Consider the following 24,969-nt stretch of genomic DNA (forward strand, 5'->3'; position numbering starts at 1 on the left):
GGGCATGGCGAACAGCACCGGTCCGGTAGGACCCGCACCCCAGGACCACCAGGTCGTCTACACCACGCTGCACTTCGACACACCGTGGTCGATGGACAGCTACGAGAAGGTGGACGGCTACAAGGCGTGGCGCAAGATCCTCGCCGAGAAGCCGGATCCGGCCACGCTCATCGAAGAGGTCAAGAAATCCAGTCTGCGCGGCCGTGGCGGCGCGGGCTTCCCGACCGGCCTGAAGTGGTCCTTCATGCCCAAGGGCACGATGCAGAAGTACATCCTGTGCAACTCGGACGAGTCCGAGCCGGGCACCGCCAAGGACCGCGACATCCTGCGCTACAACCCGCACTCGGTGATCGAGGGCCTGGCAATCGCCTGCTACTGCACCGGCTCGACCGTGGCCTACAACTACCTGCGTGGCGAGTTCCACCACGAGCCGTTCGAGCACTTCGAGTCGGCGCTGAAGGAAGCCTATGCAGCCGGCCTGCTGGGCAAGGACATCGGCGGCAGCGGCATCGACGTGGACATCTACGCGGCGCTCGGCGCGGGGGCCTACATCTGCGGCGAGGAAACCGCGTTGATGGAATCGCTCGAGGGCAAGAAGGGCCTGCCGCGCTTCAAGCCGCCGTTCCCGGCCAATTTCGGCCTGTACGGCAAGCCGACCACGATCAACAACACCGAGACCTACGCCTCGGTGCCGGCGATCCTGCGCAACGGCGCCGACTGGTTCCTCAACCTCGGCAAGCCCAACAACGGTGGCCCGAAGATCTTCTCGGTGTCCGGCCACGTCAACAGCCCGGGCAACTTCGAGATCCGGCTGGGCACGCCGTTCAAGGACCTGCTGGCGATGGCCGGTGGCGTGCGCAACGGTCACCAGCTGAAGGCGGTGATCCCAGGCGGTTCTTCGATGAAGGTGCTGCCGGCGGCGACGATCCTCGAGTGCACGATGGACTACGACAGCCTGCAGAAGGCCGGTTCGGGCCTCGGCTCCGGCGCGGTGATCGTGATGGACGAGACCACCTGCATGGTGCGTGCCTGCCACCGCATCTCGCGCTTCTACCGCTACGAGTCCTGCGGCCAGTGCACGCCCTGCCGCGAAGGTACCGGGTGGATGCATCGCGTGCTCTCGCGCATCGTCGAAGGCAAGGGCACGCTCGATGACCTGCATCGCCTCAAGGCGGTCGCCGGGCAGATCGAGGGCCACACCATCTGCGCCTTCGGCGAAGCCGCTGCCTGGCCGGTGCAGGGCTTCCTGCACCACTTCTGGAACGAATTCGAATATTTCGTCGAGCACGGTCGCTCGATGACCGACGACAAGCTTGGAGTTGCCGCCTGATGAGTGCGCAGCCGACCCCCACCGCGCCCGATCTCGTCAACATCGAGGTCGACGGCAAGTCCGTGCAAATCCGCAAGGGCGCCTTGATCATCGAGGCGACCGATGCCGTAGGCATCTCGCTCCCGCGCTTCTGCTACCACCGAAAGCTTCCCGTCGCCGCCAACTGCCGCATGTGCATGGTGGAAGTGGAGATGGGTGGCCGGATGATGCCCAAGCCGCAGCCAGCCTGCGCCACCCCGGTGGCCGAGGGCATGAAGGTGCTGACGCGCTCGGACAAGGCGCTGAGGTTCCAGAAGGACGTGATGGAGTTCCTTCTGATCAACCATCCGCTGGACTGCCCGATCTGCGATCAGGGTGGCGAATGCGAGCTGCAGGACCTGGCGCTGGGCTATGGCCGCAGCGTGTCGCGCTTCACCGAACGCAAGCGCACCATCTCCGACGAGAACATCGGTCCGCTCGTCGCCACCGAGATGACCCGCTGCATCCACTGCACCCGTTGCGTGCGCTTCACCAGCGAGATTGCGGGCACCTTCGAGCTGGGCGCCATGTATCGCGGCGAGGACCGGCAGATCGGTACCTACATCGGCAAGACGGTCGAGACCGAGCTGTCGGGCAACATCATCGACGTCTGCCCGGTCGGTGCGCTGACCGACAAGCCGTTCCAGTTCAAGGCGCGCGCCTGGGAGCTGATCGCACGGCCCTCGATCGGCTATCACGATGCGCTGGGCTCCAACCTGTGGCTGCACACCCGCCGAGGCGAAGTGCTGCGCGTGGTGCCGCGCGACAACGAGGCGGTCAACGAGTGCTGGCTGTCCGACCGCGACCGCTACAGCCGCGAGGGCCTGTACGCGGCCGATCGCCTGCACGCGCCGCAGATCAAGCGCAACGGCCAGTGGCAGCAGGCCAGCTGGGAAGAGGCGCTGGCCGTCGCGGCCGAGGCGGTGAAGTCGGTGCCCGGCAGCGAGCTGGGCATCCTGGTTTCGCCGGCCACCACCAACGAGGAAGGTGACCTGCTGCTGCGCCTGGCGCGCGGACTGGGCAGCGCGCACATCGATCATCGCCTGCGCCAGCTCGACCTGTCCGACCGCCCGGTCGTGGAGCGTTTCGAGGTACCGGTGGCCGAGGTGGCCGAGGTCAGGGCGGCGCTGCTGGTCGGCTCCAACCTGCGCCACGAGATCCCGCTGCTCAACCATCGCCTGCACCAGGCGGTCAAGCGCGGCGCGAAGGTCTACGCGGTCAACCCCGTCCGTTTCGAGTTCAACTACGCGCTGGCCGGCGAGGCCATCGTGTCGCCCGCGGCGATGGTCGACGCGCTGCTGGCGCTGGCCAAGGCTGCGGTTGCCGGAGGCGCCTCGGCACCGGCCGCGCTGGCCGATGCTATCAACGGCGCGCAGAGCGACCAGGGCGACCACGACGCGATTGCCGCACTCAAGGCTGGTAAGGCCGTGGTGATCCTGGGCGAGGCGGCTGCCACGCATCCGCAGGCGTCCTGGCTGCGGGCCGTTGCGCGCTTCATCGCGCAGGCGACCGGCGCCGGCTACGACGAACTCCCGGTCGGCGCCAATGCGCTGGGCCTGGGGCAGGGCGGCGTGGTGCCCGGCAACGGCGGCCTGGACGCGCAGGCGATGCTTGCGCAGCCGCGGAAGGGCTATGTGCTGTACGGCGCCGAGCCGCCCTACGACTTCGCCGACGGTGCCGCGGCGCTCAAGGCGCTGGGCGGCGCGAAGGTGGTGGCATTCAACGCCTACGCCGGCGCTGCGTTGCGCGAAGTGGCCGACGTGATCCTGCCGATCGCGCTGCTGCCGGAAACCGACGGCACGCTAGTCAACGTCGATGGCCTGGCACAGGGCGTAATCGCCGGTGCGAAGGCGCCGGGCGAGACGCGTGCCGGCTGGAAGGTGCTGCGTGCGCTCGGCGGCATGCTGCAGCTGGCCGGCTTCGAGTTCGATGACCTGGCGGGTCTGCGCGAGGGCATCACGGCGCGCCCGCAGCCAGCGCATGGCGCCACGCTGGCACCGCGTCAGGGCACGGCCGGCGGCCTGGTGCGCCTGGCGACCTGGCCGATCTACCGCAGCGACGCGGTGCTGCGCCGGGCCACCGCACTCAATGCGCATCCGATCAACCGTCCGGCCGCCGTGCGCATGAACGCCAACGAAGCCATGCACCACGGCCTGACCGCCGGCACGCAGGTGCGTGTTGCCGATGCGCTGTTGCCGGTGGCTGTCGATCCGGCCGTGCCCGACGGCGCGGTGTGGATCGAAGCAGCACACGACCTGACCGCCACGCTGCCGCCATATGGCGCGGCCATCACCCTGAGCAAGGCGTAACCCATGGGCGAACAACTCCTCAACGAGCTGGTCTGGCCGGTCGTCTACATCCTGTGCATCGCGGTGCCGCTGATTCTGGCGGTGGCCATGTTCGTGTACTGGGAGCGCAAGGTCATCGGCTGGATGCACGTGCGCATGGGGCCGAACAAGATCGGTCCCTGGGGCATCCTGCAGGCCTTCGCCGATGTGGTGAAACTGCTGATCAAGGAAGTGATCCTTCCTTCCAGCGCCAACCGCTTCCTGTACTACCTCGCGCCGCTGCTCGCGCTGGTGCCGGCGTTCGCTGCCTGGGCGGTGGTGCCGTTCGACGACCGGATGGTGTTGGCCAACGTCAACGCCGGCCTGCTCTACCTGCTGGCGATGACGTCGCTGGGCGTGTACGGCATCATCCTGGCCGGCTGGGCGTCCAACTCGCGCTACGCGCTGCTCGGTGCCATGCGCTCGGCGGCACAGGTGATCTCCTACGAGCTGGCCATGGGCCTGTCGCTGGTCTGCGTGCTGGTGCTGGCCGGTTCGCTCAACCTGACCGACATCGTGCACGCGCAGGCGGGCGGCAAGGGCCTGTTCGACTGGTTCTGGCTGCCGCTGCTGCCGGTGTTCATCGTCTACTTCATCTCGGGCGTCGCCGAGACCAACCGTGCGCCATTCGACGTGGCCGAGGGCGAATCGGAAATCGTCGCGGGCTTCCACGTGGAGTATTCCGGCTCGGCCTTCGCGATCTTCTTCCTGGCCGAGTACGCCAACATGATCCTGGTGAGCTTTCTCGCCTCGATCTTCTTCCTCGGCGGCTGGCTGAGCCCGCTGCAGGGCTGGGTCACGGCTGACGTCTCGCCCTGGGTCAACTGGATCTGGACCGGCAGCTTCGTCTGGTTGCTGATCAAGGCCTTCCTGATGTCCTTCCTGTTCCTGTGGTTCCGCGCGACGTTCCCGCGCTACCGCTACGACCAGATCATGCGGCTGGGCTGGAAGGTGTTCATTCCCATCACGATCGTGTGGGTTCTCGTGGCCGGCTGCATGAAGTACTTCGGCTTAGTTCTCGTCGGAACGGGGGCATAAGGCAAAACCCATGAACCGCATTACCGAATACTTCAAGAGCCTGTTGCTCATCGAGCTGCTCAAGGGCATGGCGCTGACGTTGCGCTACATGTTCGCGCCCAAGTACACCGTGCGCTTCCCGATGGAGCACATTCCCCGCTCGAACCGTTTCCGCGGCCTGCACGCGCTGCGCCGCTACGCCAACGGCGAAGAGCGCTGCATCGCCTGCAAGCTGTGCGAGGCAGTGTGCCCGGCGCTGGCGATCACCATCGACTCGGCCCCGCGCGAGGGCGACGGCCAGCGCCGCACCACGCGCTACGACATCGACCTGTTCAAGTGCATCTTCTGCGGCTTCTGCGAAGAGAGCTGCCCGGTCGACTCCATCGTCGAAACCTCGGTGATGGAGTACCACTTCGAACAGCGCGGCCAGAACGTGGTGACCAAGGCGCAACTGCTCGCCATCGGCGACCGCTTCGAACCGGAAATCGCCGCGGCCCGCGCGCAAGACGCCGCGTACCGCTAAAGGTCACCGACATGATCGATACCAATCTGCTTCAACTGATCTGCTTCTACGGCTTCGCCGCGGTCACCATTGGCGCCGCGCTGGCGGTGATCACGGTGAAGAACTCCGTACACGCGGTGCTCTCGCTGGTATTGGCGTTCTTCAGCACCGCTTGCATCTGGCTGCTGGCCGAGGCCGAGTTTCTCGCCATCGCCCTGATCGTGGTCTACGTGGGCGCCGTAATGGTGCTGTTCCTGTTCGTCGTGATGATGCTCGACATCAAGATGGAGCAGGTACGCGAAGGCTTCATCCGCTACCTGCCGGTCGGCATCATCGTCGCGCTGGTCATGCTGTCGGAGATGCTGGCGCTGATCGGCGTGCGCGCCATGCACGCGCACGTAATGGGAGCCGACCCGGCCGCCGCCGCCGGCCTGTCCAATACCGCCTGGCTGGGTGGCGCGCTGTACACGCAGTATTTGCTGCCGTTCGAGATCGCCGCGCTGATCCTGACCGTGGGCGTAGTGGTGGCGGTGGCGCTGACGCTACGCCAGCGCGGTGACAAGAAGCACGAGTCGGCCAGTGAGCAGGTGCGCGTCAATCCTCGCGATCGCATCCGCGTGGTCAAGATGGCGCCCTCGCGCCCGGACGAGCCGACCGCCGGCCCGCCGCAACCCGCATCCCCGGAGACCCGCCCGTGATCACCCTGTCGCATTTCATCGTGCTGGGCGCGGTGCTGTTCTGCATCGCCGTGGCCGGTCTGTTCATCAACCGCAAGAACGTGATCGTGCTCCTGATGGCGATCGAGCTGATGCTGCTTGCGGTGAACATGAACTTCGTGGCGTTCTCGCGCTTCCTGGGCGACGTGGGCGGCCAGGTGTTCGTGTTCTTCATCCTTACCGTCGCGGCGGCCGAGTCCGCGATCGGCCTGGCGATCCTGGTGCTGCTGTTCCGCAACCGCAGCACGGTCAACGTCGCCGAAATCGACTCGATGAAGGGCTGAGCCGATGCAACTTTCGACCTCCATCCTGCTGACCATCGCGCTGGCGCCGCTCGTCGGCTGCCTGCTCGCCGGCTTCCTCGGCAAGCCCATCGGCCGCGCCGGTGCGCACAGCGTGACCATCCTCGGTCTGCTGATCTCCTGCGCGCTGTCGTTCTACGTGCTCTACCAGATCACTGCCGGCGGCGCTCCTGCCTACAACCAGGACATCTACACCTGGTTCGAGATCGGCCGCCTGCACGTCAGCGTCGGCTTCATGGTCGATCGCCTGACCGCCATGATGATGGTGGTGGTGACCTTCGTGTCGCTGCTGGTGCACGTCTACACCATCGGCTACATGGCCGACGATCCGGGCTACCAGCGCTTCTTCAGCTACATCTCGCTGTTCACCTTCGCGATGTTGATGCTCGTGATGAGCAACAACTTCATGCAGCTGTTCTTCGGCTGGGAAGGCGTGGGCCTGGTGTCTTACCTGCTGATCGGCTTCTGGTACAAGCGCCCGACCGCGATCTTCGCCAACCTCAAGGCGTTCCTGGTCAATCGCGTAGGCGACTTCGGCTTCCTGCTCGGCATCGCCGCGGTGCTGTACTTCCTCAACACGCTCGACTACGCCACCGCGTTTGCGAGCGCGCCCAGCCTGATCGGCAAGACGCTGGCGCTGACCGCCAACACCCACTGGGACGCGGCGACCGTCATCTGCGTGCTGCTGTTCGTGGGCGCCATGGGCAAGTCCGCCCAGGTGCCGCTGCACGTGTGGCTGCCCGACTCGATGGAAGGCCCGACCCCGATTTCCGCGCTGATCCACGCGGCGACGATGGTGACCGCGGGCATCTTCATGGTCGCTCGCATGTCGCCGTTCTTCGAGCTCTCCGAAGGCGCGCTCAGCTTCGTGATGATCATTGGCGCCACGGGCGCCCTGTTCACCGGCCTGATCGGCATCGTGCAGAACGACATCAAACGCGTGGTCGCCTATTCCACGTTGTCGCAGCTGGGCTACATGACCGTGGCGCTCGGTGTCTCGGCCTACGCCGGCGCGGTGTTCCACCTGATGACCCATGCCTTCTTCAAGGCGCTGCTGTTCCTTGGTGCCGGCTCGGTGATCATCGCCATGCACCACGAGCAGGACATGCGCTACATGGGTGGCCTGCGCAAGTACATGCCGATCACCTGGATCACCATGTGGATCGGTTCACTGGCGCTGGTCGCGATCCCGTTTACCTCGGGCTTCTACTCGAAGGACGCGATCATCGAAGCGGTGGGCGAGTCGCATCGCTGGGGTTCGGGCTACGCCTACGTGTGCGTGCTGGTGGGCGCGTTTGTCACCGCGCTCTACACCTTCCGCCAGATGTACCTGACGTTCCACGGCAAGGAGCGCTTCGTGGTCGTGGGCCATCACGGCCATGCGCATGACGCGCATGCCGTCCATCACGACGTGCAAGCCCACGACGGCCACGCCGACGAACACCATGCGCCTTCGGACGATCCGCATCACGCCCACAAGCCGGGCGAGCTGGAACATGCGCCGCACGAGTCGCCGTGGGTGGTGACGCTGCCGCTCATCCTGCTGGCGATCCCGTCGCTGCTGGTGGGCTTTTTCACGATCGGCCCGATGCTGTTCGGCGACTGGTTCGGGCAGGCGATCCACGTGGAAGAGGCCAACAACGTACTCGGCGAACTCGGTCACGAGTTCCATGGCGCGGCGGCCATGGCGCTGCACGGGTTCGCCAGCTGGCCGTTCGCGCTGGTCGCACTGGCCTTCGTGATCACCACGTACATCTACCTGTTCAACCCGGCCATGGCCGGCAAGATCAAGAACGCGCTCAAGCCGCTGTGGACCGTGCTGGACCGCAAGTACTGGGTCGACGACGTGTACTTCGCGATTTTCGCCCGCGGCGGCGTGGCGCTCGGCCGGCTGTTCTGGAAGGCGGGCGACGCGGCGGTGATCGACGGCGCGATGGTCAACGGCTCGGCCGGACTGGTGCAGCGCGTTGCCGGCGGCGTGCGTCGCCTGCAGTCGGGTTATCTCTACCACTACGCCTTCGCGATGATTCTCGGCCTGATCCTGCTGCTGGGCGGGTTCTGGGTCTTCGGGTCCGGGCAGATCGGGCAATAAGGAAGCACGCTCCATGTTCAATCACTTGCTCAGCCTGCTGATCTGGCTCCCCATCGTCGGTGCGATCCCGGTATTGCTGGCCGGCTCGGCCCGACCGGGCCTGGCGCGCTGGATCTCGCTGCTGGTGGCGGTGCTGGCCTTCGTGGCCAGCCTGTTCCTGCTGCCGGCCTACAACGCTGCCGACAGCGCCATGCAGCTGACCGAAAGCCACGTCTGGATCGCCTCGCTCGGCGTGCACTACGGGCTGGCCGTGGACGGCATCTCGGTGGCGCTGATCCTGCTCACCACCTTCGTCACGATTCTCGTCATCGTGGGCGCCTGGGAGGTGATCCAGGACAAACCGCACCAGTACATGGCGGCCATGCTGGTGCTCGAAGGCCTGATGATCGGCGTGTTCTGCGCCACCGACGCGTTGCTGTTCTACGTGTTCTTCGAGGCGATGCTGATCCCGATGTTCATCCTGATCGGCATCTGGGGTGGCCCACGGCGCGTCTACGCCACGCTGAAGTTCTTCATCTACACCTTCCTCGGCTCGATCTTCATGCTGATCGGGCTGATCTACCTGTACCTGAAGGCCGGCACCTTCGACTTGCACACGCTGGCGATGCTGCCGCTGACGATGAAGGAGCAGACCTGGCTGTTCTTCGCCTTCCTGATCGCGTTCGCCGTCAAGGTGCCGATGGTGCCGGTGCACACCTGGTTGCCGGATGCCCACGTGGAGGCGCCGACCGGCGGCTCGGTGGTGCTGGCGGCGGTGATGCTGAAGATCGGCGGGTACGGTTTCCTGCGCTTCACGCTGCCGATCGTGCCTGACGCCTCCGAGCACTTCGCCTGGCTGATCATCGTCCTCAGCCTGATCGCTGTGGTCTACATCGGCTACGTCGCGCTGGTGCAGGACGACATGAAGAAACTGGTGGCGTACTCGTCCGTGGCGCACATGGGCTTCGTCACCCTGGGCATCTTCATTGCGTTCATGCTGGTGCGCGACGCGAACAACATCGATGCCGCCAAGCTCGGCATGCAGGGCGCGATGGTGCAGATGATCTCGCACGGTTTCGTCTCGGGCGCGATGTTTTCGTGCATCGGCGTGATGTACGACCGGCTGCACACGCGCCAGATCAAGGACTACGGCGGCGTGATCAACGTGATGCCGTGGTTCGGCTTCTTCTACGTGCTGTTCGCCATGGCCAATTCGGGCCTGCCGGGCACCAGCGGCTTCGTCGGCGAGTTCATGGTGGTGCTGGCCAGCTTCGCGGCCAACCCGTGGATCGCGCTGTTCGCCGCCTTCACCCTGATCATCGGCGCGGCCTACACGCTGTGGATGGTCAAGCGCGTGCTGTGGGGCGACGTCACCAACCCTCACGTGCGTGAGATGAAGGAAATCAACGGGCGCGAGACGTTCGTGCTGGCCGCCTTCGCCCTCGCCGTGCTGGCGCTGGGCATCTGGCCGCAGCCGCTGATCCACCTGATGGACGCTTCGGTGTCCCAGTTGGTCCAGCAGCTCGCCGTTCACAAGATCTAAGCGGAATCCCACGCTAATGCCGAATCTCAACGACATCATGATCATGCTGCCGGAGTTCTATCTAGTAGCGGCGGCGTGCCTCCTGTTGCTGCTGGACGCCTGGATGAAGCCCGAGCAGCGCAACATCCTGCACTGGGTTTCGGTCCTGGTTGTACTGGTGGGCATCTACCTGGTGGTGGCCGGCCAGCCGGACGTGGCAGTGACCGCCTTCGGCGGCATGTTCGTGCGCGACGCCGTGGCGGAGGTCCTCAAGGTCTTCGCGCTGCTGTGCACGGCCCTGATCTTCGTGTTCTCGCGCCCGTACATGCAGGACCGCAAGCTGTTCCAGGGCGAGTTTTATACGCTGATGATCTTCGCCACCATCGGCGCCATGCTGCTGGTTTCGGCCGGCAACCTGGTGATGGTCTACCTGGGGCTGGAGCTGCTGACGCTGTGCTCGTACGGCCTGGTGGCGCTCAATCGCGACTCGCAGCTCTCCTCCGAGGCGGCGATCAAGTACTTCGTGCTGGGTGCGCTGTCCTCGGGCATGCTGCTGTACGGCATGTCGATGGTCTACGGCGCCACCGGCACGCTGGCGCTGGCGCAGCTGCACGGCGCGGTAGTGCACGCGGGCATGTCCAACCTGATGGTGTTCGGTCTGATCTTCATGATCGTGGGCATCAGCTTCAAGCTGGGCGTGGCGCCGTTCCACATGTGGATTCCGGACGTCTACCAGGGCGCCCCCACCTCGGTGACCACCTTCATCGCCTCGACCTCCAAGATCGCCGCTTTCGGCATGGCCTACCGACTGCTCGAGTCGGGCATGGGCGGCATGGCGGGGCAGTGGCAGATGATGCTGGCCGTGCTGGCGGTGGTCTCGCTGGCGATCGGCAACCTGGTCGCGATCGTGCAGACCAACCTCAAGCGCCTGCTGGCCTATTCGACCATCTCGCACATGGGCTTCCTGCTGCTGGGCCTGGTCAACGCGGGCCCCGAGGGCTACGCGGCGGCGATGTTCTACGCCATCTGCTACGCGCTGATGAGCACCGCGGCGTTCGGCGTGATCCTGGCGCTGGCGCGCGCCGGCTTCGAGTGCGAGGAGATCGACGACTTCAAAGGTCTCAATCAGCGCTCGCCGTGGATGGCTTTCCTGATGATGCTGGCGATGTTCTCGCTGGCCGGCGTGCCGCCGCTGTTCGGCTTCTTCGCCAAGTTGCTGGTGCTCAAGGCGGCCATCGACGCGGGCATGATGTGGCTGGCGCTCGTCGGCGTGGTGTTCGCCATCATCGGCCTGTACTACTACCTGCGCGTGGTCAAGGTGATGTACTTCGACAAGCCCGCCGAGGGGCTGGAAGTGCGTCCGCAGGCGGACGGTTTCCTGCGCACTGTGCTTTCGCTCAATGCGCTCGTGCTGCTGGCGCTGGGCCTGTACTGGGGCCCGCTGCTGGGCTGGTGCCGCTCGGCTTTTGCGGGTTGATCCGGTAGGGGCGCATCGGGTGCGCTCCTACAAAAACCTTTGCGTGATCGGTATCAAAAAGCTTGCAAGAAATCGGCCATGCCGCTATAGTTTGCGGACTCTGATGCGGGGTGGAGCAGTCTGGCAGCTCGTCGGGCTCATAACCCGAAGGTCGCAGGTTCGAATCCTGCCCCCGCTACCAGATCTTTCTTAGAACAAGAAAGCCTCCTCGTGAGGCTTTTTTGTTGGGCGCAAGGATGCGTCGCAGTGTTCGGGACGCTAAGGTGTCCGATGCGCTGCCGGAAAGAGCCTGGACGAGTCGGCACATCGTCGAGGTGGAGGAATGGGCCGCATGCGCCCATTTTTTGTTTCTGGAGCACACGAACGACGACTATGGATACACAGGCACTGGCACAACGATTCACCGACGTCCTGGCCGATCTGGGCCTGGAATGCCTCGGTGTGGAATTCTCCCCGTCGCAGGGGCAGAGTACCCTGCGCGTTTATCTGGACGTGCTGGACCACGCCGATGGTCGCGAGGTCACGTTGGACGACTGCGAGACGGCCAGTCGTGAGCTGTCGGCGATGTTGGACGTCGAGGATCCGATCCCGGGCCATTACGTGCTCGAGGTGTCCTCGCCGGGCATCGATCGCCCGCTGTTCACCGCGGCGCAGTTCGGCAAGGTCGTCGGACAGGACGTGAAGGTGCTGCTCAAGGCGCCGATCGAAGGTCGCCGGCGCCTGCGGGGCAAGCTGGCCGCGGTCGATGGCGACAAGCTGACCTTCGAGGCCGAGGGCAAGACATTCGAGTTCGACCACGTCGACGTGGAAAGCGCGCGGGTGGTGCCGGACTGGGCCGCGCTCGGCTACGTGCCGCAGCCCAAGCCGGGCGGAAAGCCGGCCAAGAAGGCCCCGAAATAAACAATCAAAAAACCATTGGCGTTCGGATGGGCGCCTGCGGAGTTGCTGCAATGAGCAAAGAACTGTTGCTGGTCGTCGAGGCGGTCGCCAATGAGAAGGGCGTGCCGCGCGAAGTGATCTTCGAGGCGATGGAGGCCGCGCTGGCTTCGGCTGCCAAGAAGCGCTACCCGGAAGAGGATCCGGACATTCGCGTGTCGATTGACCGCACGAGCGGCGACTACGAGACCTTCCGTCGCTGGGAAGTCATCGCCGACGACGGCGAGATGGAATCCCCGTTCCACCAGCTGCGCCTGATGGATGCACTGGATGAGAAGGATGACTCCCAAGTAGGCGACTTCATCGAGCAGCAGATCGAGAACGCCGAATTCGGCCGCATCGCCGCGCAGGCCGCCAAGCAGGTGATCGTGCAGCGCGTGCGCGAGGCCGAGCGCCAGCAGGTGGTCGACGCCTACAAGGATCGCATCGGCGAGTTGATCACCGGCATCGTCAAGCGCGTCGAGCGTGGCAACGTCTATCTGGACCTGGGCGGCAACGCCGAGGCATTCATTCCGCGTGACAAGACCATTCCGCGCGAGTCGGCGCGCGTCGGCGACCGCGTGCGTGGTTATCTCTACGAGGTGCGTTCGGAAGTGCGCGGCCCGCAGCTGTTCGTTTCGCGCGCCGCGCCCGAATTCATGATCGAGTTGTTCAAGCTCGAGGTTCCGGAAGTGGGCCAGGGCCTGGTTGAGATCAAGGGTTGTGCCCGCGATCCGGGCGACCGCGCCAAGATCGCGGTGATCGCGCATGACGCGCGTACCGACCCCATCGGCGCGTGTATCGGCATGCGCGGTTCGCGCGTGCAGGCGGTGTCGAACGAGCTCAATGGCGAGCGTGTCGACATCATCCTGTGGCACGACAACCAGGCGCAGTTCGTCATCAACGCGATGGCGCCGGCGGAAGTGCAGTCCATCATCATGGACGAGGAAAAGCACTCGATGGACATCGCGGTGGCCGAGGACAAACTGTCCCAGGCCATCGGTCGCGGCGGCCAGAACGTGCGCCTGGCCAGCAAGCTCACCGGCTGGCAGCTCAACGTGATGACCCAGGACCAGGTCACTGCCAAGAGCGAATCCGAGCAGCAGGCCGCGCGCCAGCTGTTCATGGACAAGCTGGAAGTCGACGAGGAGATCGCCAACATCCTGGTGCAGGAAGGCTTCTCCAGCGTCGAGGAAATCGCCTACGTGCCCAGCGCCGAGCTGCTGGCGGTCGAAGGCTTCGACGAGGACATCGTCGAGGAGCTTCGCGCCCGCGCCCGTGATGCGCTGCTCACCGAGGCGCTGGCCGTGGAAGAAGGCATTGCCGAGCCGACCGAGGAACTGCTCGGCCTGCCTGGCATGGACGAAGCCACTGCCTATGCGTTGGCTGCACGTGAAATCAGTACGGTGGACGACTTGGCCGACCTCGCGGTCGACGACCTGATCGACATCGAGGGCATGGACGAGGAGCGCGCTGCGGCATTGATCATGGCGGCCCGCGCACCGATGATCGAGCGACTGGAGAAGGGCGGCTAACCGCGGACGGCGGCGCCTTTGGAAGGGCGCGCCGAGGAGGACCTGCGGGTCTTCCACCAGGGATGGAGGTGGACGTGAAGGCTTGGGGCCGCACGGACGATAAGCGCGGGAACGGCGGAGAAAGAACACGATGTCGGATGTAACGATCAAACAACTGGCCCAGGTGCTGGGCATGCCGGTCACCAAGCTGCTTGGGCAGCTGGGTGAGGCGGGCATGAATTTCTCCGATCCGGAGCAGGTCATCAGCAGCACCGAGAAGGTGAAGCTGCTGGGCTTCCTGCGCCGCACCCATGGCAAGAGCGAGCCCGTCGCCGAGGCGGAGGACAGCGCGCCACGCCAGATCACGCTCAAGCGTCGCAAGGTCAGCGAGCTCAAGGTCGCCACGCCCGGTGGGCGCGGCGCGGCCAGCAGCGCCAAGACAGTCAACGTGGAAGTGCGTGCCAAGCGCACCTACGTCAAGCGCAGCGTGATCGCCGAGGAAGCCAGTGCCGAGCCCGAGCGCGAGGAGGCCGTGCGCAAGCTGGCCGAGTCGCAGCAGCAGCGCGAGCACGAGGAACGCGAGCGCCTGGAGGCCGAACAGCGTCGTCAGGACGAGGCGCGTCGCGCCCAGGAAGAGCAACAGCATCAGGCCGAGGAAGCCCGTCGCCTGGCCGCCGAGCAGGCCGCCAGCGCATCCATCGAGCCGGCCGACGAGCCGGTGGCCGAAGCCGCGGACGAAGCCGTGGCCAAAGCGCCCGTGGCCGAGCCGGCCAAAGCCCCCGCGCCCGTCGCTGCGCCGGCGCCCTCCGGCAGCAGCGTGACCGACCACAGTGCATTCGGCATGATCGTGCCGCGCATCCACGAACCGCGTAAGCGCGAGAAGAAGGTCGTCGCCCCGGCGCCGGCGCCCGCGCCTGCCCCGGCGCCCGCACCGGCCGACAACCGCGGCGCCAAGCCCCGCTATGGCCGCGATCGCGACGAGGGTCCGGGCGGCAAGCGTTTCGCTGGCGGCGAACTGCATCTGTCCGAAGCCGATCGCGCGCGCCGCTCCAGCAAGCGCGGCAAGCCTGGTCGCAGCGGTCGCGACGTGTCCCGTGGCGGCGGCGCTTCCAGCGGTCCGCACGGCTTCTCGCGTCCCACCGCGCCGGTCGTGCGCGAAGTGGTGGTCGGCGAGGCCAACGTGGTCGCCGACCTCGCCCAGAAGATGGCGGTCAAGGGTTCGGAGGTGGTCAAGGCGCTGTTCAAGATGGGCGTGATGGCCACCATCAACCAGACCATCGACCGCGACACCGCCACGCTGGTGGTCGAGGAACTGGGGCACACCCCGGTCGAGGCGAGCGAAAACAATGCCGAGGCCGCTCTGGCCGCGCACACGCAGAACGCCGAGCTCGAGGGCGAGAAGTCCACGCGTCCGGCGGTGGTCACCATCATGGGCCACGTCGACCACGGCAAGACCTCGCTGCTGGACTACATCCGCCGCACCAAGGTGGCGGCGGGCGAGGCCGGCGGCATCACCCAGCACATCGGCGCGTACCACGTCGAAACGCCCAAGGGCGTGATCACCTTCCTCGACACCCCGGGCCATGCCGCGTTCACCGCGATGCGCGCCCGTGGCGCGCAGTCCACCGACATCGTGGTGCTGGTGGTGGCCGCCGACGACGGCGTGATGCCGCAGACGGCCGAGGCCGTGCAGCACGCGCGCGCCGCCAAGGTGCCGCTGATCGTGGCGCTCAACAAGATGGACAAGTCCGACGCCAACCCGGACCACGTCAAGCAGGGCCTGGGCAACCTCGAGGTCATTCCGGAAGAGTGGGGCGGTGATACGCCGTTCGTGCCTGTGTCGGCCAAGACCGGCATGGGCATCGATGACCTGCTCGACGCCATTTCGGTGCAGGCCGAGGTGATGGAACTGACCGCCGTGTTCGACGGTCCGGCCTCCGGCGTGGTGATCGAATCCAGCCTGGACAAGGGCCGCGGCCCGGTCGCTACCGTGCTGGTGCAGCAGGGCACCCTGAAGCGTGGCGACTTCGTGGTCTGCGGCGTGGAATACGGCCGCATGCGCGCGCTGGTCGATGAAACCGGCAAGACCGTGCAGGAAGCCGGTCCGTCGATCCCGGTGCAGGTGCTCGGCCTGTCCGGCGTGCCCGAGGCCGGCGACGACTTCGTGGTGGTGGCCGACGAGCGCTTGGCGCGCGAAGTGGCCGCCGAGCGCCAGCAGAAGCGCCGCGAGACGCGCATGGTCAGCAAGGCCAACCGCCTCGAGGACATCATGGCGCTCATGGGCCAGGGTGCGGAGCAGCAGACGCTCAACATCCTGGTCAAGGCCGACGTGCAGGGCTCGGTGCAGGCGCTGCGCGACTCGCTCAGCCAGATCGGCAACGAGAACGTGAAGGTCAACGTGATCGCCGCCGGCGTCGGTGGCATCACCGAATCCGACGCGACGCTCGCGGCCGCATCGAAGGCGCTGGTCATCGGTTTCAACGTCCGCGCCGATGCCTCGGCGCGCAAGGTGATCGATACCGCGGGCCTGGACGTGCGTTACTTCTCGATCATCTACGACGTCATCGACCAGGTGAAGCAGGCCGCTTCGGGCCTGCTGGGCATGGAAGTGCGCGAGGAGATCATCGGCATCGCGCAGGTGCGCGAGGTCTTCCGCAGCTCCAAGTTCGGTGCGGTGGCCGGCTGCATGATCACCGAGGGCACGGTCAAGCGGAACAAGCCGATCCGCGTGCTGCGCGACAACACGGTGATCTTCCAGGGTGAACTGGAGTCGCTGCGCCGTTTCAAGGAGCTGGTCGACGAGGTGCGCAACGGCATGGAATGCGGTATCGCCGTGAAGCAGTACAACGACGTCAAGGTCGGCGACCAGATCGAGTGCTTCGAGCGTATCGAGGTGGCGAGAACGCTGTAAGCGTCCGGGAATCGGGAGTGGTCAACGGGGAATCGTCGAGGCGATTTCCCGTGACCTTCTCATTCCATGCTGGCGGCTTTTCCTATTGACGATTTCCTATTGACGATTTCCGGCCATTCCATGCCCTCACGCGACTTCAAACGCACCGACCGCGTAGGCGCCGAGCTCCGCCGCGAACTCGGCCTGCTCGTCCACGCCGCCGTGCGCGACCATGCGCTGCCTTCGGTCAGCGTTTCGGACGTGGAGGTCACCCGCGACCTCGATTTCGCCACGGTGTGGGTCACCGCTTTGCAGGCGGAGCAGGCAAAGGACGCGGTCAAGGCGCTCAACGAACTGTCGGTGGAGTTCCGTCGCACGCTTTCGCGCAGCATGCGCCTGCGCCGCGTGCCGGAATTGCGCTTCAAGTACGACGACTCGGTCGACAAGAGCGAGCGGATCGAGCGGTTGCTGCGCGACTCGGGCGACATCCAGCCAAAGAGCGATGGCGAAAGCGAGTCGTAATCGGCGGGGTTCGCACCGCGATTCCGCCCCTGAACTTCGCGACCTGCACGGCATCCTGCTGCTCGACAAGCCGCTGGGGTTGAGCTCCAACCAGGCATTGCAGGCCGCCCGCCGGTTGCTGCGCGCTGCCAAGGGTGGCCATACGGGGGCGCTCGATCCGCTGGCCACCGGCCTGTTGCCGCTGTGCTTTGGCGAAGGCACCAAGATCGCCGGCATGCTGTTGGGCTCGCGCAAGGCCTATCTGGCCGAATGCCGGCTGGGCCTGACGACCACCACGGCCGACCTGGAAGGCGATATCGTCGAACAGCGGCCGGTGCCCGCGCTGGACCCGGCGACGATCGAGCAGGCCCTGGCCACGCTGCGCGGGCGCATCACGCAGGTGCCGCCGGCGTATTCGGCCCTCAAGCAGGGCGGCGAGCCACTGTATGTGAAGGCCCGCCGCGGTGAATCCGTGGAGGTGCCGCCCCGCGAGGTGGAGGTCCACCGCCTGGAGCTGATGGCCCATGTGGGCGACCGACTGCAGCTCATGGTCGAATGCGGCCCGGGTACCTACATCCGCAGCCTGGCCGTGGACCTTGGCGAGCGACTCGGCTGCGGTGCGCACCTGACCTCGCTGCGCCGACTGTGGGTCGAGCCGTTTCGCGAGCCAGCCATGGTCACCTTGGCGGAACTGGAGCAGGTTGCGGGGCAGGGCGAGACGGCCGCGGAGGCATTGTTGTTGCCATTGGCGGCTGGCCTGGCAAATCTGCCTGCGCTCATGCTGGATGCGCCGCAGGCCCTGGCGGTGACCCTGGGCCAGCAAATCCCCTGGCCAGGCATTGCGGACCAGGGATGCAGTGCCGCCTTCGATCCCGATGGCCGCCTGTTGGCGCTGGTCGAACCGGACCCGATCGGCCGGATCCGCATCGTACGCGGCTTCAACCTGCCAAGCCCCTGAGCCCACCCGGCAATCCTTTCCCGCTTGCGGGGGGGGGGGGTGGCGGGCGGTGGCAGGACCCCGGAAATTGCCCGCCATACCCGCTCTTGTTGCCGGACGCCCGCCCTCGCTACAATAGCGAGCTTGTTCCAGCGTTTTACATTCAACCGGCGGAGCTTGTGCAACCTCATCGGGTGGTGACGTTGCACAAGTTCCGCATCCGCATTTTCGAAGGAAGAGATACACATGTCCCTTACCGCAGAACAGACCGGCAAGATCATTGCTGAGTACGGCCGCGTGCCGAACGACACCGGTTCGCCGGAAGTCCAGGTGGCCCTGCTGTCCGCCCGCATCGACCACCTGACCGGCCACTTCAAGGAACACAAGCAGGACCACCACTCGCGTCGCGGCCTGCTCAAGCTGGTCAACCAGCGCAAGCGCCTCCTTGGCTACCTCAAGGATCGCGACCTGGCTCGGTATCAGAGCCTGATCGAACGTCTCGGCCTCCGCCGTTAATCCACAAGGAGACCTAACGTGGCGAAAGTAACCAAGTCATTCCAGTACGGTAATCACGAAGTCACACTGGAGACGGGCGAAATCGCCCGCCAGGCGTCCGGTGCGGTCATGGTCAGCATGGGCGGCACCGTGGTGCTGGTCACTGCCGTGGCCGCCGCCAAGCCGCGCGAGGGGCAGGACTTCTTCCCGCTCACCGTCGATTACGTCGAGAAGTTCTACTCCGCCGGTCGCATCCCGGGTGGCTTCTTCAAGCGCGAAGGCCGCCCGACCGAGAAGGAAACGCTGACCTCGCGCCTGATCGATCGTCCGGTCCGCCCGTTGTTCCCGGAGGACTACAAGAACGAAGTGCAGGTCATCGCACAGGTCGTTTCGCTCAACCCCGAGGTCGATGGCGACATCGTCGCGATGCTCGGCGCGTCCGCCGCGCTGTCGCTGGCCGGGATCCCGTTCAAGGGGCCGATCGGTGCCGCCCGCGTCGGTTACGTCAACGGCCAGTACGTGCTGAACCCGACGCACACCGAGCTGAAGACCTCCGACCTGGACCTGGTGGTCGCCGGTACCGCCGGTGCCGTGTTGATGGTCGAGTCGGAAGCCAAGCTGCTGTCCGAGGAAGTCATGCTCGGCGCGGTGATGTTCGGCCACAAGCAGATGCAGGTCGCGATCAACGCGATCGCCGAGCTCGCCACCGAGGCGGCCAAGACCGCCTCGACCTGGCAGGCGCCAGCGCGCAACGAGTCGCTGATCGCCGCCCTCAAGGGTGAAGTCGGCAACAAGCTGGAAGAGGCCTTCCAGGTGCGCGACAAGCTGCAGCGCCGCGACGCGATCAGCGCGATCAAGGCCGACGTGCTGGAGGCCCTCAAGGGCCAGGCTGAAGCCAACGGTTGGTCGAGTGCCGAGCTGTCGAAGGAATTCGGCGAGCTCGAGTACCGCACCATGCGCGACAGCGTGCTCAAGACCAAGGTGCGCATCGATGGCCGCCAGCTCGACGACGTGCGCCCGATCAGCGTGCGCGTCGGCGTGCTGCCGCGTACCCACGGCTCGGCGCTGTTCACCCGCGGCGAGACGCAGGCGCTGGTCGTCGCCACGCTGGGCACCACCCGCGACGCACAGATCATCGACGCGCCGGAAGGCGAGTCGAAGGATCCGTTCCTGTTCCACTACAACTTCCCGCCGTTCTCGGTGGGCGAGGCCGGCCGTTTCGGCGCGCCGAAGCGTCGCGAGATCGGCCACGGCCGTCTCGCCAAGCGCGGCGTGCAGGCGGTGAAGCCCTCGATCGAGGAATTTCCGTACGTGCTGCGCGTGGTCTCGGAGATCACCGAGTCGAACGGTTCGTCCTCGATGGCCTCGGTGTGCGGTTCCTCGCTGGCCATGATGGACGCCGGCGTGCCGCTGAAGGCACCGGTGGCCGGCATCGCCATGGGCCTGGTCAAGGAAGGCGGCGACTTCGTCGTGCTGTCGGACATCCTGGGCGACGAGGATCACCTCGGCGACATGGATTTCAAGGTGGCCGGTAGCGCCGATGGCATCTCCGCGCTGCAGATGGACATCAAGATCGACGGCATCACCGAAGAAATCATGAAGGTGGCGCTGGAGCAGGCCAAGCGCGGTCGCCTGCACATCCTGGGCGAGATGGCCAAGGTCATCAGCACGCCGCGTTCGGAGATGAGCGAGTACGCCCCGCGCCTGCTCACCATCAAGATCCATCCGGACAAGATCCGCGAGGTCATCGGCAAGGGCGGCGCGACCATCCGCTCGATCACCGAAGAGACCGGCACCACGATCGACATCAGCGACGACGGCACCGTCATCATCGCCTCGGTCAACCGCCTGGCGGCCGACGAGGCCAAGAAGCGCATCGAGCAGATCGTCTCCGACGTCGAGCCGGGCCGCATCTACGAGGGCAAGGTCGCCAAGCTGATGGACTTCGGCGCGTTCGTGACGATCATGCCGGGCAAGGATGGTCTGGTGCACGTCTCGCAGATTTCCTCCGAGCGCGTGGAGAAGGTTTCCGACAAGCTCAAGGAAGGCGACATCGTGAAGGTCAAGGTGCTCGAAGTGGACAAGCAGGGCCGTATCCGCCTGTCCATGAAGGCTGTGACCGAAGACGAAGCCGCCAACGGCTGAGCACCGCCGACACGGTGAAATGAAAAGCGGGCCTGTTGGCCCGCTTTTTTTATGCGTGCATCACCCTCACGCATTGCGCCCGTTCCTCGAAGCAGCCCACTGGTGGAGATGCTCTTGTGCCGGATGGCAGGGCATCGCCCACAAGCGGTCTTCCACGAGGGCTGCGGTCGCCCCGGTGTGGGGTCGGTCACCACAGCGTTTTGCTACGATCTCCACGATCCCACGCAAGGCACTCCCGTGACCGCCGCGAATAACCCCTTCACCGACTTCGAAAGCCTGGGTCGCCAGGCCTGGGAGGCCTGGAGCCGCCATTGGCCGGGGCAGGTCGCCTCACCCGCCGCCGACGCTGTGCCCGGCATGGACGGCCTCAAGGGTTACCTCGACTGGATGCAGCAGGTGGCGGCCGCCATGACCGGGCAGGTGGCCCCGACGCCCCCGCCAGTCGCCCCTTTCGCCGGCTGGAGCATGCCTGGCACGGCCACGCCGCCCGTCGGCCTCGACGCCTTGCGCGGCCTGCTCGACAGCCCCGCCTTCGGTTATACGCGTGAACAGCAGGCCCAGCAGCAGGCGCTCCTGCGCGCGTTGATCGACCACCAGCAGGCGAGCGCGCGCTACCAGGAGTTGCTCGCCCGGGCCCAGGTGCAGGGCGCCGAACGGATGCAGCGCAAGCTGGCCGAGCCCGGCTTCCAGGTCGATTCGCTCAAGGCCATGTACGACCTGTGGGTCGACGCGGTGGAAGAGGCCTATGCGGAGATTGCGTTGTCTGACGAGTTCCGCGCCGCTTATGCGGCACAGGGCAACACGCAGATGCGCGTGCGCCAGCTGCAACGGCAGCAGATGGAGCAGTGGTGCCGGGAAGCGGGTCTGCCCACGCGCAGCGAGGTCGACACGCTCGGCCAACGGTTGCAGGAGCTGCGTCGCGAAGTGCGGCGACTGCAGGCCGGAAACGAGGATACGGCGGCTCCGGCCGTAAAGACGCCCAAACGCAAGTCCGCCTCGAAGCCCTCACTCCGCGCCACACCAACCTCCAAGCCCACCTCACGCCGCGCGCCTCGCAAGACGCGCTGAGACCGCCCATGCAGACGCCAGGACCGCTGGATCCCACCCGGATGCTCGATGAGATCACCACCTTCCAGCGCAAGCTTGCCGCCGGCGCCGCCAGCCTGCGCGGCCTGGCCGAGCCTGCCTACGCCGATACCCCGCGCGAGCTGGTCTATCGCGAGGACAAGCTCACCCTCTGGCGCATGCGTGGCGAGGGTCGACCGACATCGAACGCGCCGCTGCTGATCGTCTATGCGCTGGTCAACACGGTATGGATGACCGACCTGCAGAGCGACCGCTCGCTGGTGCGCAACCTGCTCGCGCAGGGCGAGGACGTGTACCTGATCGACTGGGGCTACCCGGACGGCGCCGACCGCTGGCTCACGCTGGAGGACTACATCGACGGCTACCTCGACCGCTGCGTGGATGCCGTGCGCGCCCACGCGGGCGTGACGGCGGTCGACCTGCTCGGCATCTGCCAGGGCGGCGCGTTCTCGCTGTGCTACACCGCGCTGCACCCTGCCAAGGTACGCAACCTGATCACCATGGTCACGCCGGTGGATTACCACACGCCGGACAACATGCTCTCGCACTGGGCGCGCGACATCGACGTGGATTTGTTCGTGGACACGCTGGGCAACGTGCCGGCCGCGTTGATGAACTGGGTCTACCTCACGCTCAAGCCGGTGCGTCTGCTGCAGCAGAAGTACGTGAACATGGTCGAGATCCTGGACAATCCGAAGGAGCTGGAGAACTTCCTGCGCATGGAGCGCTGGATCTTCGATTCACCCGACCAGGCCGGCGAAGCCTTTCGCGAGTTCGTCAAGGAATTCTTCCAGGGCAACAAGCTGGTCAGGGGTGGCCTGGCCATCGCCGGCAAGCCGGTCGAGCTGGCGCGCATTACCCAGCCGGTGCTCAACATCTACGCCGAGCAGGATCATCTGGTCCCGCCCGACGCGTCCCGCGCGCTTGCCCACCACATCGGCAGCGACGATTACACCGAGCTGGCTTTCAAGGGCGGACACATCGGCATCTATGTGTCCGGCCGCGCGCAGCGCGAAGTGCCGCCGGCCATCCACCGCTGGCTGCGCGACCGGTCCTGAGGACCGGCGGGGATGCGGATCCGCAGTCTGCTTCTGGTGGCCATGCTGGTCAGCCTACCGGCCATGGGCAGACAGCACGCGAGAGCATCTCAAGTGATCAACGACTGGGCCGTGCTCGCCTTTGACAGCAACCTGGCCGACGCGCGCGATGCCGACTTGCGGCAGTGCATGAAGTCCCTCCCCGGGCAGCTGGACCTGGTCAGCCAGGCAGGCCCTTTTCCCAGAGCGTCCGAATACGCGGCCCTGGTTTCCTGGGGCGTGGGCTGGATGACGATGTCACTCGGTTATGCAGCGGTTGACGATCGCGGCGAAGGCCGGCTGATTTCCGATCTCGAGGAAACCGTCGTTGCGCAGAGGGTGCCCGCACCGGAGGTCCGAGCGCTGCTCTACCGGCTGTCGCGGCTGCACGAGCGCTATGGCTTCACGCTGGGTGTACAGGACGGTGGATGCGATTTGCTCGTCATTTCGGATCGGATGGGAACGCGAGCGATCCTGTTGCCTCCAGGCTGGGAGGTTTCCTCGGAAGACGGTGATCCGCGCGAGATCTTCCGCGCCTGGCTGGACCAGCGTGTCCCCACGCGTGCCCCGTAGCTGGCCCATGCTAGGCTCCCCGGTCCCGTTGTTTCGATGCATCCGACCATGGACACTTCCACCCAATCCCTTCGCGAACATGACACCATCCGTGCGGTGCGATGGCAGGGCGATCGCCTGTGCCTGCTCGACCAGCGCCTGCTGCCAGCCGAAGAGCGCTGGATCGAGTGCCTCAATGCCGAAGAGGTCACCCAGGCGATCCGCGACCTGGCCGTGCGTGGTGCGCCCGCCATCGGCATCGCCGCCGCCTGGGGTGTGGTGCTGGCCGCGCAGCAGGGCGCGCCGCTGGATGACGTGCTGGCGACCTTGCGCGCCGCGCGGCCCACGGCGGTCAACCTGATGTGGGCGCTCGACCGCATGAAGGGGCGTATCGCGGCCGGCGCGCAGGCCGCGGCGCTCGAGCGCGAGGCGCAGTCCATCCAGGACGAGGACCTGGCCGCCAACCGCCACATGGGCGAACTGGGCGCGGCGCTGATCGCTCCGGGCTCGGGCGTGCTCACCCATTGCAACACCGGCTCGCTGGCCACCGCTGGTTACGGCACCGCGCTGGGCGTGATCCGCGCGGGCGTGGCGGACGGGCGTATCAACGAAGTGTTCGCCGGCGAGACACGTCCCTGGCAGCAGGGTGCGCGCCTGACGATGTACGAACTGGTGCGCGACAGGATCCCGGCGCATCTGATTGCCGACTCGGCGGCGGCCCACCTGATGCGCTCGGGCAAGGTGCAGTGGGTGATCGTCGGTGCCGACCGCATTGCCGCCAATGGCGACACCGCCAACAAGATCGGCACCTATCAGCTCGCCATCGCCGCGCGCCACCACGGGGTGAAGTTCATGGTGGTCGCGCCCTCCTCGACGGTCGACATGGCCACACCCGATGGCGAGGCAATCGAGATCGAATTGCGCCACGCCGACGAGCTGCTCGCCACCGGCGGGCGTCGTACGGTAGTGGAGGGCGCCAGGGCCTGGAATCCGGTGTTCGATGTCACGCCGGCGGAGCTGATCGATGCAATCGTCACCGAGCGCGGCGTGATCGAACGCCCCGATGCGATGGCCATGCGGGCAATGTTCGGCCAATGAGGCTGGGCCGCGAGGCCGGGCTGTTCGCCGTCGGCGGGGTGCTAGGCCTGCTGGTGGATGCCGGCACCGTGCAGGCCCTGGTCGGCTGGGGCCAGTGGAATCCGTACCTGGCGCGCGTGCTTTCCTTTTTGCTGGCCGCCACGGTGACGTGGGCCTGGAATCGTCGACACACCTTCGCACACCGCGCCAGCGGGCGTGCCCCGGTGGCCGAATGGCTGCACTGGATGGCGCTGATGGGCGTTGGCGCATGCGTGAACTACGCCGTTTATGCCGCCTTGTTGCTTGCCTTCGAACCTCTCACGCGCTGGCCCGCGCTGGCGGCCGCGGCAGGTTCGGCGGTGGCTGCGCTGGTCAATTTTTCGACAGCGCGGGGCGTGCTTTTTCGGCAGCCAAAACAACCTCTTTAAGCAGCTGTTTCTAAAGGGAAAAATAAGGGCTTTCCAGGCGCATTCGTGATACAATTTCACGATTGCTTGAG

At 66.0% G+C, this 24,969-nt stretch carries 21 protein-coding genes and 1 tRNA gene; all 22 read left to right on the forward strand.

Annotated features, from left to right (window positions below):
* The first annotated feature begins 4 nt into the window (after nt 1-4).
* The 22 genes from nuoF (at nt 5) to J7I44_RS01520 (ending at nt 24,898) form a co-directional block, all read left to right on the forward strand.
* Nucleotides 5-1,330, forward strand: coding sequence for an NADH-quinone oxidoreductase subunit NuoF (gene nuoF / locus J7I44_RS01415; RefSeq protein ID WP_209614745.1), 1,326 nt, complete (start codon nt 5-7; stop codon nt 1,328-1,330).
* Nucleotides 1,330-3,657, forward strand: coding sequence for an NADH-quinone oxidoreductase subunit NuoG (gene nuoG, locus J7I44_RS01420; RefSeq protein ID WP_209614748.1), 2,328 nt, complete (start codon nt 1,330-1,332; stop codon nt 3,655-3,657). Before nuoF ends, nuoG begins: the two co-directional genes overlap by 1 nt.
* A gap of 3 nt (nt 3,658-3,660) precedes the next feature.
* Entirely contained in the window at nt 3,661-4,713 is a 1,053-nt protein-coding gene (gene nuoH, locus J7I44_RS01425; RefSeq protein WP_209614751.1) for an NADH-quinone oxidoreductase subunit NuoH, read from the forward strand.
* Between the two features lie 10 nt (nt 4,714-4,723).
* Nucleotides 4,724-5,215: an NADH-quinone oxidoreductase subunit NuoI gene (gene nuoI / locus J7I44_RS01430; RefSeq protein WP_209614753.1), complete on the forward strand. Its 492-nt coding sequence runs from the start codon at nt 4,724-4,726 to the stop codon at nt 5,213-5,215.
* An 11-nt stretch (nt 5,216-5,226) separates the two neighbouring features.
* Nucleotides 5,227-5,892 carry an NADH-quinone oxidoreductase subunit J gene (locus J7I44_RS01435; RefSeq protein ID WP_209614754.1) on the forward strand — a complete coding sequence of 222 codons (666 nt, stop codon included), beginning with the start codon at nt 5,227-5,229 and terminating at the stop codon, nt 5,890-5,892.
* Nucleotides 5,889-6,194, forward strand: a complete 306-nt coding sequence (gene nuoK / locus J7I44_RS01440; RefSeq protein WP_209614757.1) for an NADH-quinone oxidoreductase subunit NuoK — start codon at nt 5,889-5,891, stop codon at nt 6,192-6,194. The genes J7I44_RS01435 and nuoK overlap by 4 nt, the downstream gene beginning before the upstream one ends.
* A 4-nt stretch (nt 6,195-6,198) precedes the next feature.
* Nucleotides 6,199-8,304, forward strand: a complete 2,106-nt coding sequence (nuoL, locus tag J7I44_RS01445; RefSeq protein ID WP_209614759.1) for an NADH-quinone oxidoreductase subunit L — start codon at nt 6,199-6,201, stop codon at nt 8,302-8,304.
* A gap of 13 nt (nt 8,305-8,317) precedes the next feature.
* Nucleotides 8,318-9,826 (forward strand): NADH-quinone oxidoreductase subunit M, encoded by a 1,509-nt coding sequence (locus J7I44_RS01450; RefSeq protein WP_209614761.1) that lies wholly within the window; start codon nt 8,318-8,320, stop codon nt 9,824-9,826.
* A gap of 16 nt (nt 9,827-9,842) precedes the next feature.
* Nucleotides 9,843-11,282: an NADH-quinone oxidoreductase subunit NuoN gene (gene nuoN, locus J7I44_RS01455; protein ID WP_209614763.1), complete on the forward strand. Its 1,440-nt coding sequence runs from the start codon at nt 9,843-9,845 to the stop codon at nt 11,280-11,282.
* Nucleotides 11,283-11,386: 104 nt separating this feature from the next.
* A tRNA-Met gene (locus J7I44_RS01460) sits at nt 11,387-11,463 on the forward strand.
* A gap of 191 nt (nt 11,464-11,654) precedes the next feature.
* Nucleotides 11,655-12,182, forward strand: coding sequence for a ribosome maturation factor RimP (locus tag J7I44_RS01465; protein WP_209614765.1), 528 nt, complete (start codon nt 11,655-11,657; stop codon nt 12,180-12,182).
* Nucleotides 12,183-12,232: 50 nt separating this feature from the next.
* The gene (gene nusA, locus J7I44_RS01470) at nt 12,233-13,732 is read left to right on the forward strand and encodes a transcription termination factor NusA (RefSeq protein WP_209614767.1); all 1,500 of its coding nucleotides are present in this window, start codon (nt 12,233-12,235) and stop codon (nt 13,730-13,732) included.
* A gap of 130 nt (nt 13,733-13,862) precedes the next feature.
* A complete protein-coding gene (infB, locus tag J7I44_RS01475; protein ID WP_209614769.1) occupies nt 13,863-16,622 on the forward strand; it encodes a translation initiation factor IF-2 in 2,760 nt (919 codons plus the stop codon).
* A gap of 120 nt (nt 16,623-16,742) precedes the next feature.
* Nucleotides 16,743-17,123, forward strand: coding sequence for a 30S ribosome-binding factor RbfA (gene rbfA, locus J7I44_RS01480; RefSeq protein ID WP_209614771.1), 381 nt, complete (start codon nt 16,743-16,745; stop codon nt 17,121-17,123).
* Nucleotides 17,104-18,060: a tRNA pseudouridine(55) synthase TruB gene (truB, locus tag J7I44_RS01485; RefSeq protein ID WP_209614773.1), complete on the forward strand. Its 957-nt coding sequence runs from the start codon at nt 17,104-17,106 to the stop codon at nt 18,058-18,060. The genes rbfA and truB overlap by 20 nt, the downstream gene beginning before the upstream one ends.
* Nucleotides 18,061-18,285: 225 nt before the next feature.
* Nucleotides 18,286-18,555 (forward strand): 30S ribosomal protein S15, encoded by a 270-nt coding sequence (rpsO, locus tag J7I44_RS01490; RefSeq protein ID WP_209614775.1) that lies wholly within the window; start codon nt 18,286-18,288, stop codon nt 18,553-18,555.
* Between the two features lie 18 nt (nt 18,556-18,573).
* Nucleotides 18,574-20,679 (forward strand): polyribonucleotide nucleotidyltransferase, encoded by a 2,106-nt coding sequence (pnp, locus tag J7I44_RS01495; protein ID WP_209614777.1) that lies wholly within the window; start codon nt 18,574-18,576, stop codon nt 20,677-20,679.
* Between the two features lie 237 nt (nt 20,680-20,916).
* The gene (locus J7I44_RS01500; RefSeq protein ID WP_209614779.1) at nt 20,917-21,747 is read left to right on the forward strand and encodes a poly(R)-hydroxyalkanoic acid synthase subunit PhaE; all 831 of its coding nucleotides are present in this window, start codon (nt 20,917-20,919) and stop codon (nt 21,745-21,747) included.
* Between the two features lie 8 nt (nt 21,748-21,755).
* Complete coding sequence (gene phaC, locus J7I44_RS01505; protein WP_209614781.1) at nt 21,756-22,823, forward strand: class III poly(R)-hydroxyalkanoic acid synthase subunit PhaC; 1,068 nt, start codon at nt 21,756-21,758, stop codon at nt 22,821-22,823.
* A gap of 93 nt (nt 22,824-22,916) precedes the next feature.
* Nucleotides 22,917-23,414, forward strand: a complete 498-nt coding sequence (locus tag J7I44_RS01510) for a hypothetical protein (RefSeq protein ID WP_209614783.1) — start codon at nt 22,917-22,919, stop codon at nt 23,412-23,414.
* Nucleotides 23,415-23,462: 48 nt separating this feature from the next.
* Complete coding sequence (mtnA, locus tag J7I44_RS01515; RefSeq protein WP_245187835.1) at nt 23,463-24,491, forward strand: S-methyl-5-thioribose-1-phosphate isomerase; 1,029 nt, start codon at nt 23,463-23,465, stop codon at nt 24,489-24,491.
* Nucleotides 24,488-24,898, forward strand: coding sequence for a GtrA family protein (locus J7I44_RS01520; RefSeq protein ID WP_209614785.1), 411 nt, complete (start codon nt 24,488-24,490; stop codon nt 24,896-24,898). Before mtnA ends, J7I44_RS01520 begins: the two co-directional genes overlap by 4 nt.
* Nucleotides 24,899-24,969: the final 71 nt, after the last annotated feature.

It is taken from the genome of Frateuria flava, assembly GCF_017837635.1.
Lineage (GTDB): Bacteria > Pseudomonadota > Gammaproteobacteria > Xanthomonadales > Rhodanobacteraceae > Frateuria_A > Frateuria_A flava.

Excerpts from the sequence above, each read along its gene's own strand:
- J7I44_RS01465 (WP_209614765.1), top strand. The coding sequence starts at position 11,655 with ATGGATACACAGGCACTGGCACAACGATTCACCGACGTCCTGGCCGAT.
- rpsO (WP_209614775.1), top strand. The coding sequence starts at position 18,286 with ATGTCCCTTACCGCAGAACAGACCGGCAAGATCATTGCTGAGTACGGC.
- infB (WP_209614769.1), top strand. The coding sequence starts at position 13,863 with ATGTCGGATGTAACGATCAAACAACTGGCCCAGGTGCTGGGCATGCCG.
- nusA (WP_209614767.1), top strand. The coding sequence starts at position 12,233 with ATGAGCAAAGAACTGTTGCTGGTCGTCGAGGCGGTCGCCAATGAGAAG.
- truB (WP_209614773.1), top strand. The coding sequence starts at position 17,104 with ATGGCGAAAGCGAGTCGTAATCGGCGGGGTTCGCACCGCGATTCCGCC.
- nuoL (WP_209614759.1), top strand. The coding sequence starts at position 6,199 with ATGCAACTTTCGACCTCCATCCTGCTGACCATCGCGCTGGCGCCGCTC.
- J7I44_RS01450 (WP_209614761.1), top strand. The coding sequence starts at position 8,318 with ATGTTCAATCACTTGCTCAGCCTGCTGATCTGGCTCCCCATCGTCGGT.
- J7I44_RS01435 (WP_209614754.1), top strand. The coding sequence starts at position 5,227 with ATGATCGATACCAATCTGCTTCAACTGATCTGCTTCTACGGCTTCGCC.
- rbfA (WP_209614771.1), top strand. The coding sequence starts at position 16,743 with ATGCCCTCACGCGACTTCAAACGCACCGACCGCGTAGGCGCCGAGCTC.
- nuoN (WP_209614763.1), top strand. The coding sequence starts at position 9,843 with ATGCCGAATCTCAACGACATCATGATCATGCTGCCGGAGTTCTATCTA.
- J7I44_RS01520 (WP_209614785.1), top strand. The coding sequence starts at position 24,488 with ATGAGGCTGGGCCGCGAGGCCGGGCTGTTCGCCGTCGGCGGGGTGCTA.
- nuoH (WP_209614751.1), top strand. The coding sequence starts at position 3,661 with ATGGGCGAACAACTCCTCAACGAGCTGGTCTGGCCGGTCGTCTACATC.
- nuoG (WP_209614748.1), top strand. The coding sequence starts at position 1,330 with ATGAGTGCGCAGCCGACCCCCACCGCGCCCGATCTCGTCAACATCGAG.
- phaC (WP_209614781.1), top strand. The coding sequence starts at position 21,756 with ATGCAGACGCCAGGACCGCTGGATCCCACCCGGATGCTCGATGAGATC.
- mtnA (WP_245187835.1), top strand. The coding sequence starts at position 23,463 with ATGGACACTTCCACCCAATCCCTTCGCGAACATGACACCATCCGTGCG.
- nuoF (WP_209614745.1), top strand. The coding sequence starts at position 5 with ATGGCGAACAGCACCGGTCCGGTAGGACCCGCACCCCAGGACCACCAG.
- nuoI (WP_209614753.1), top strand. The coding sequence starts at position 4,724 with ATGAACCGCATTACCGAATACTTCAAGAGCCTGTTGCTCATCGAGCTG.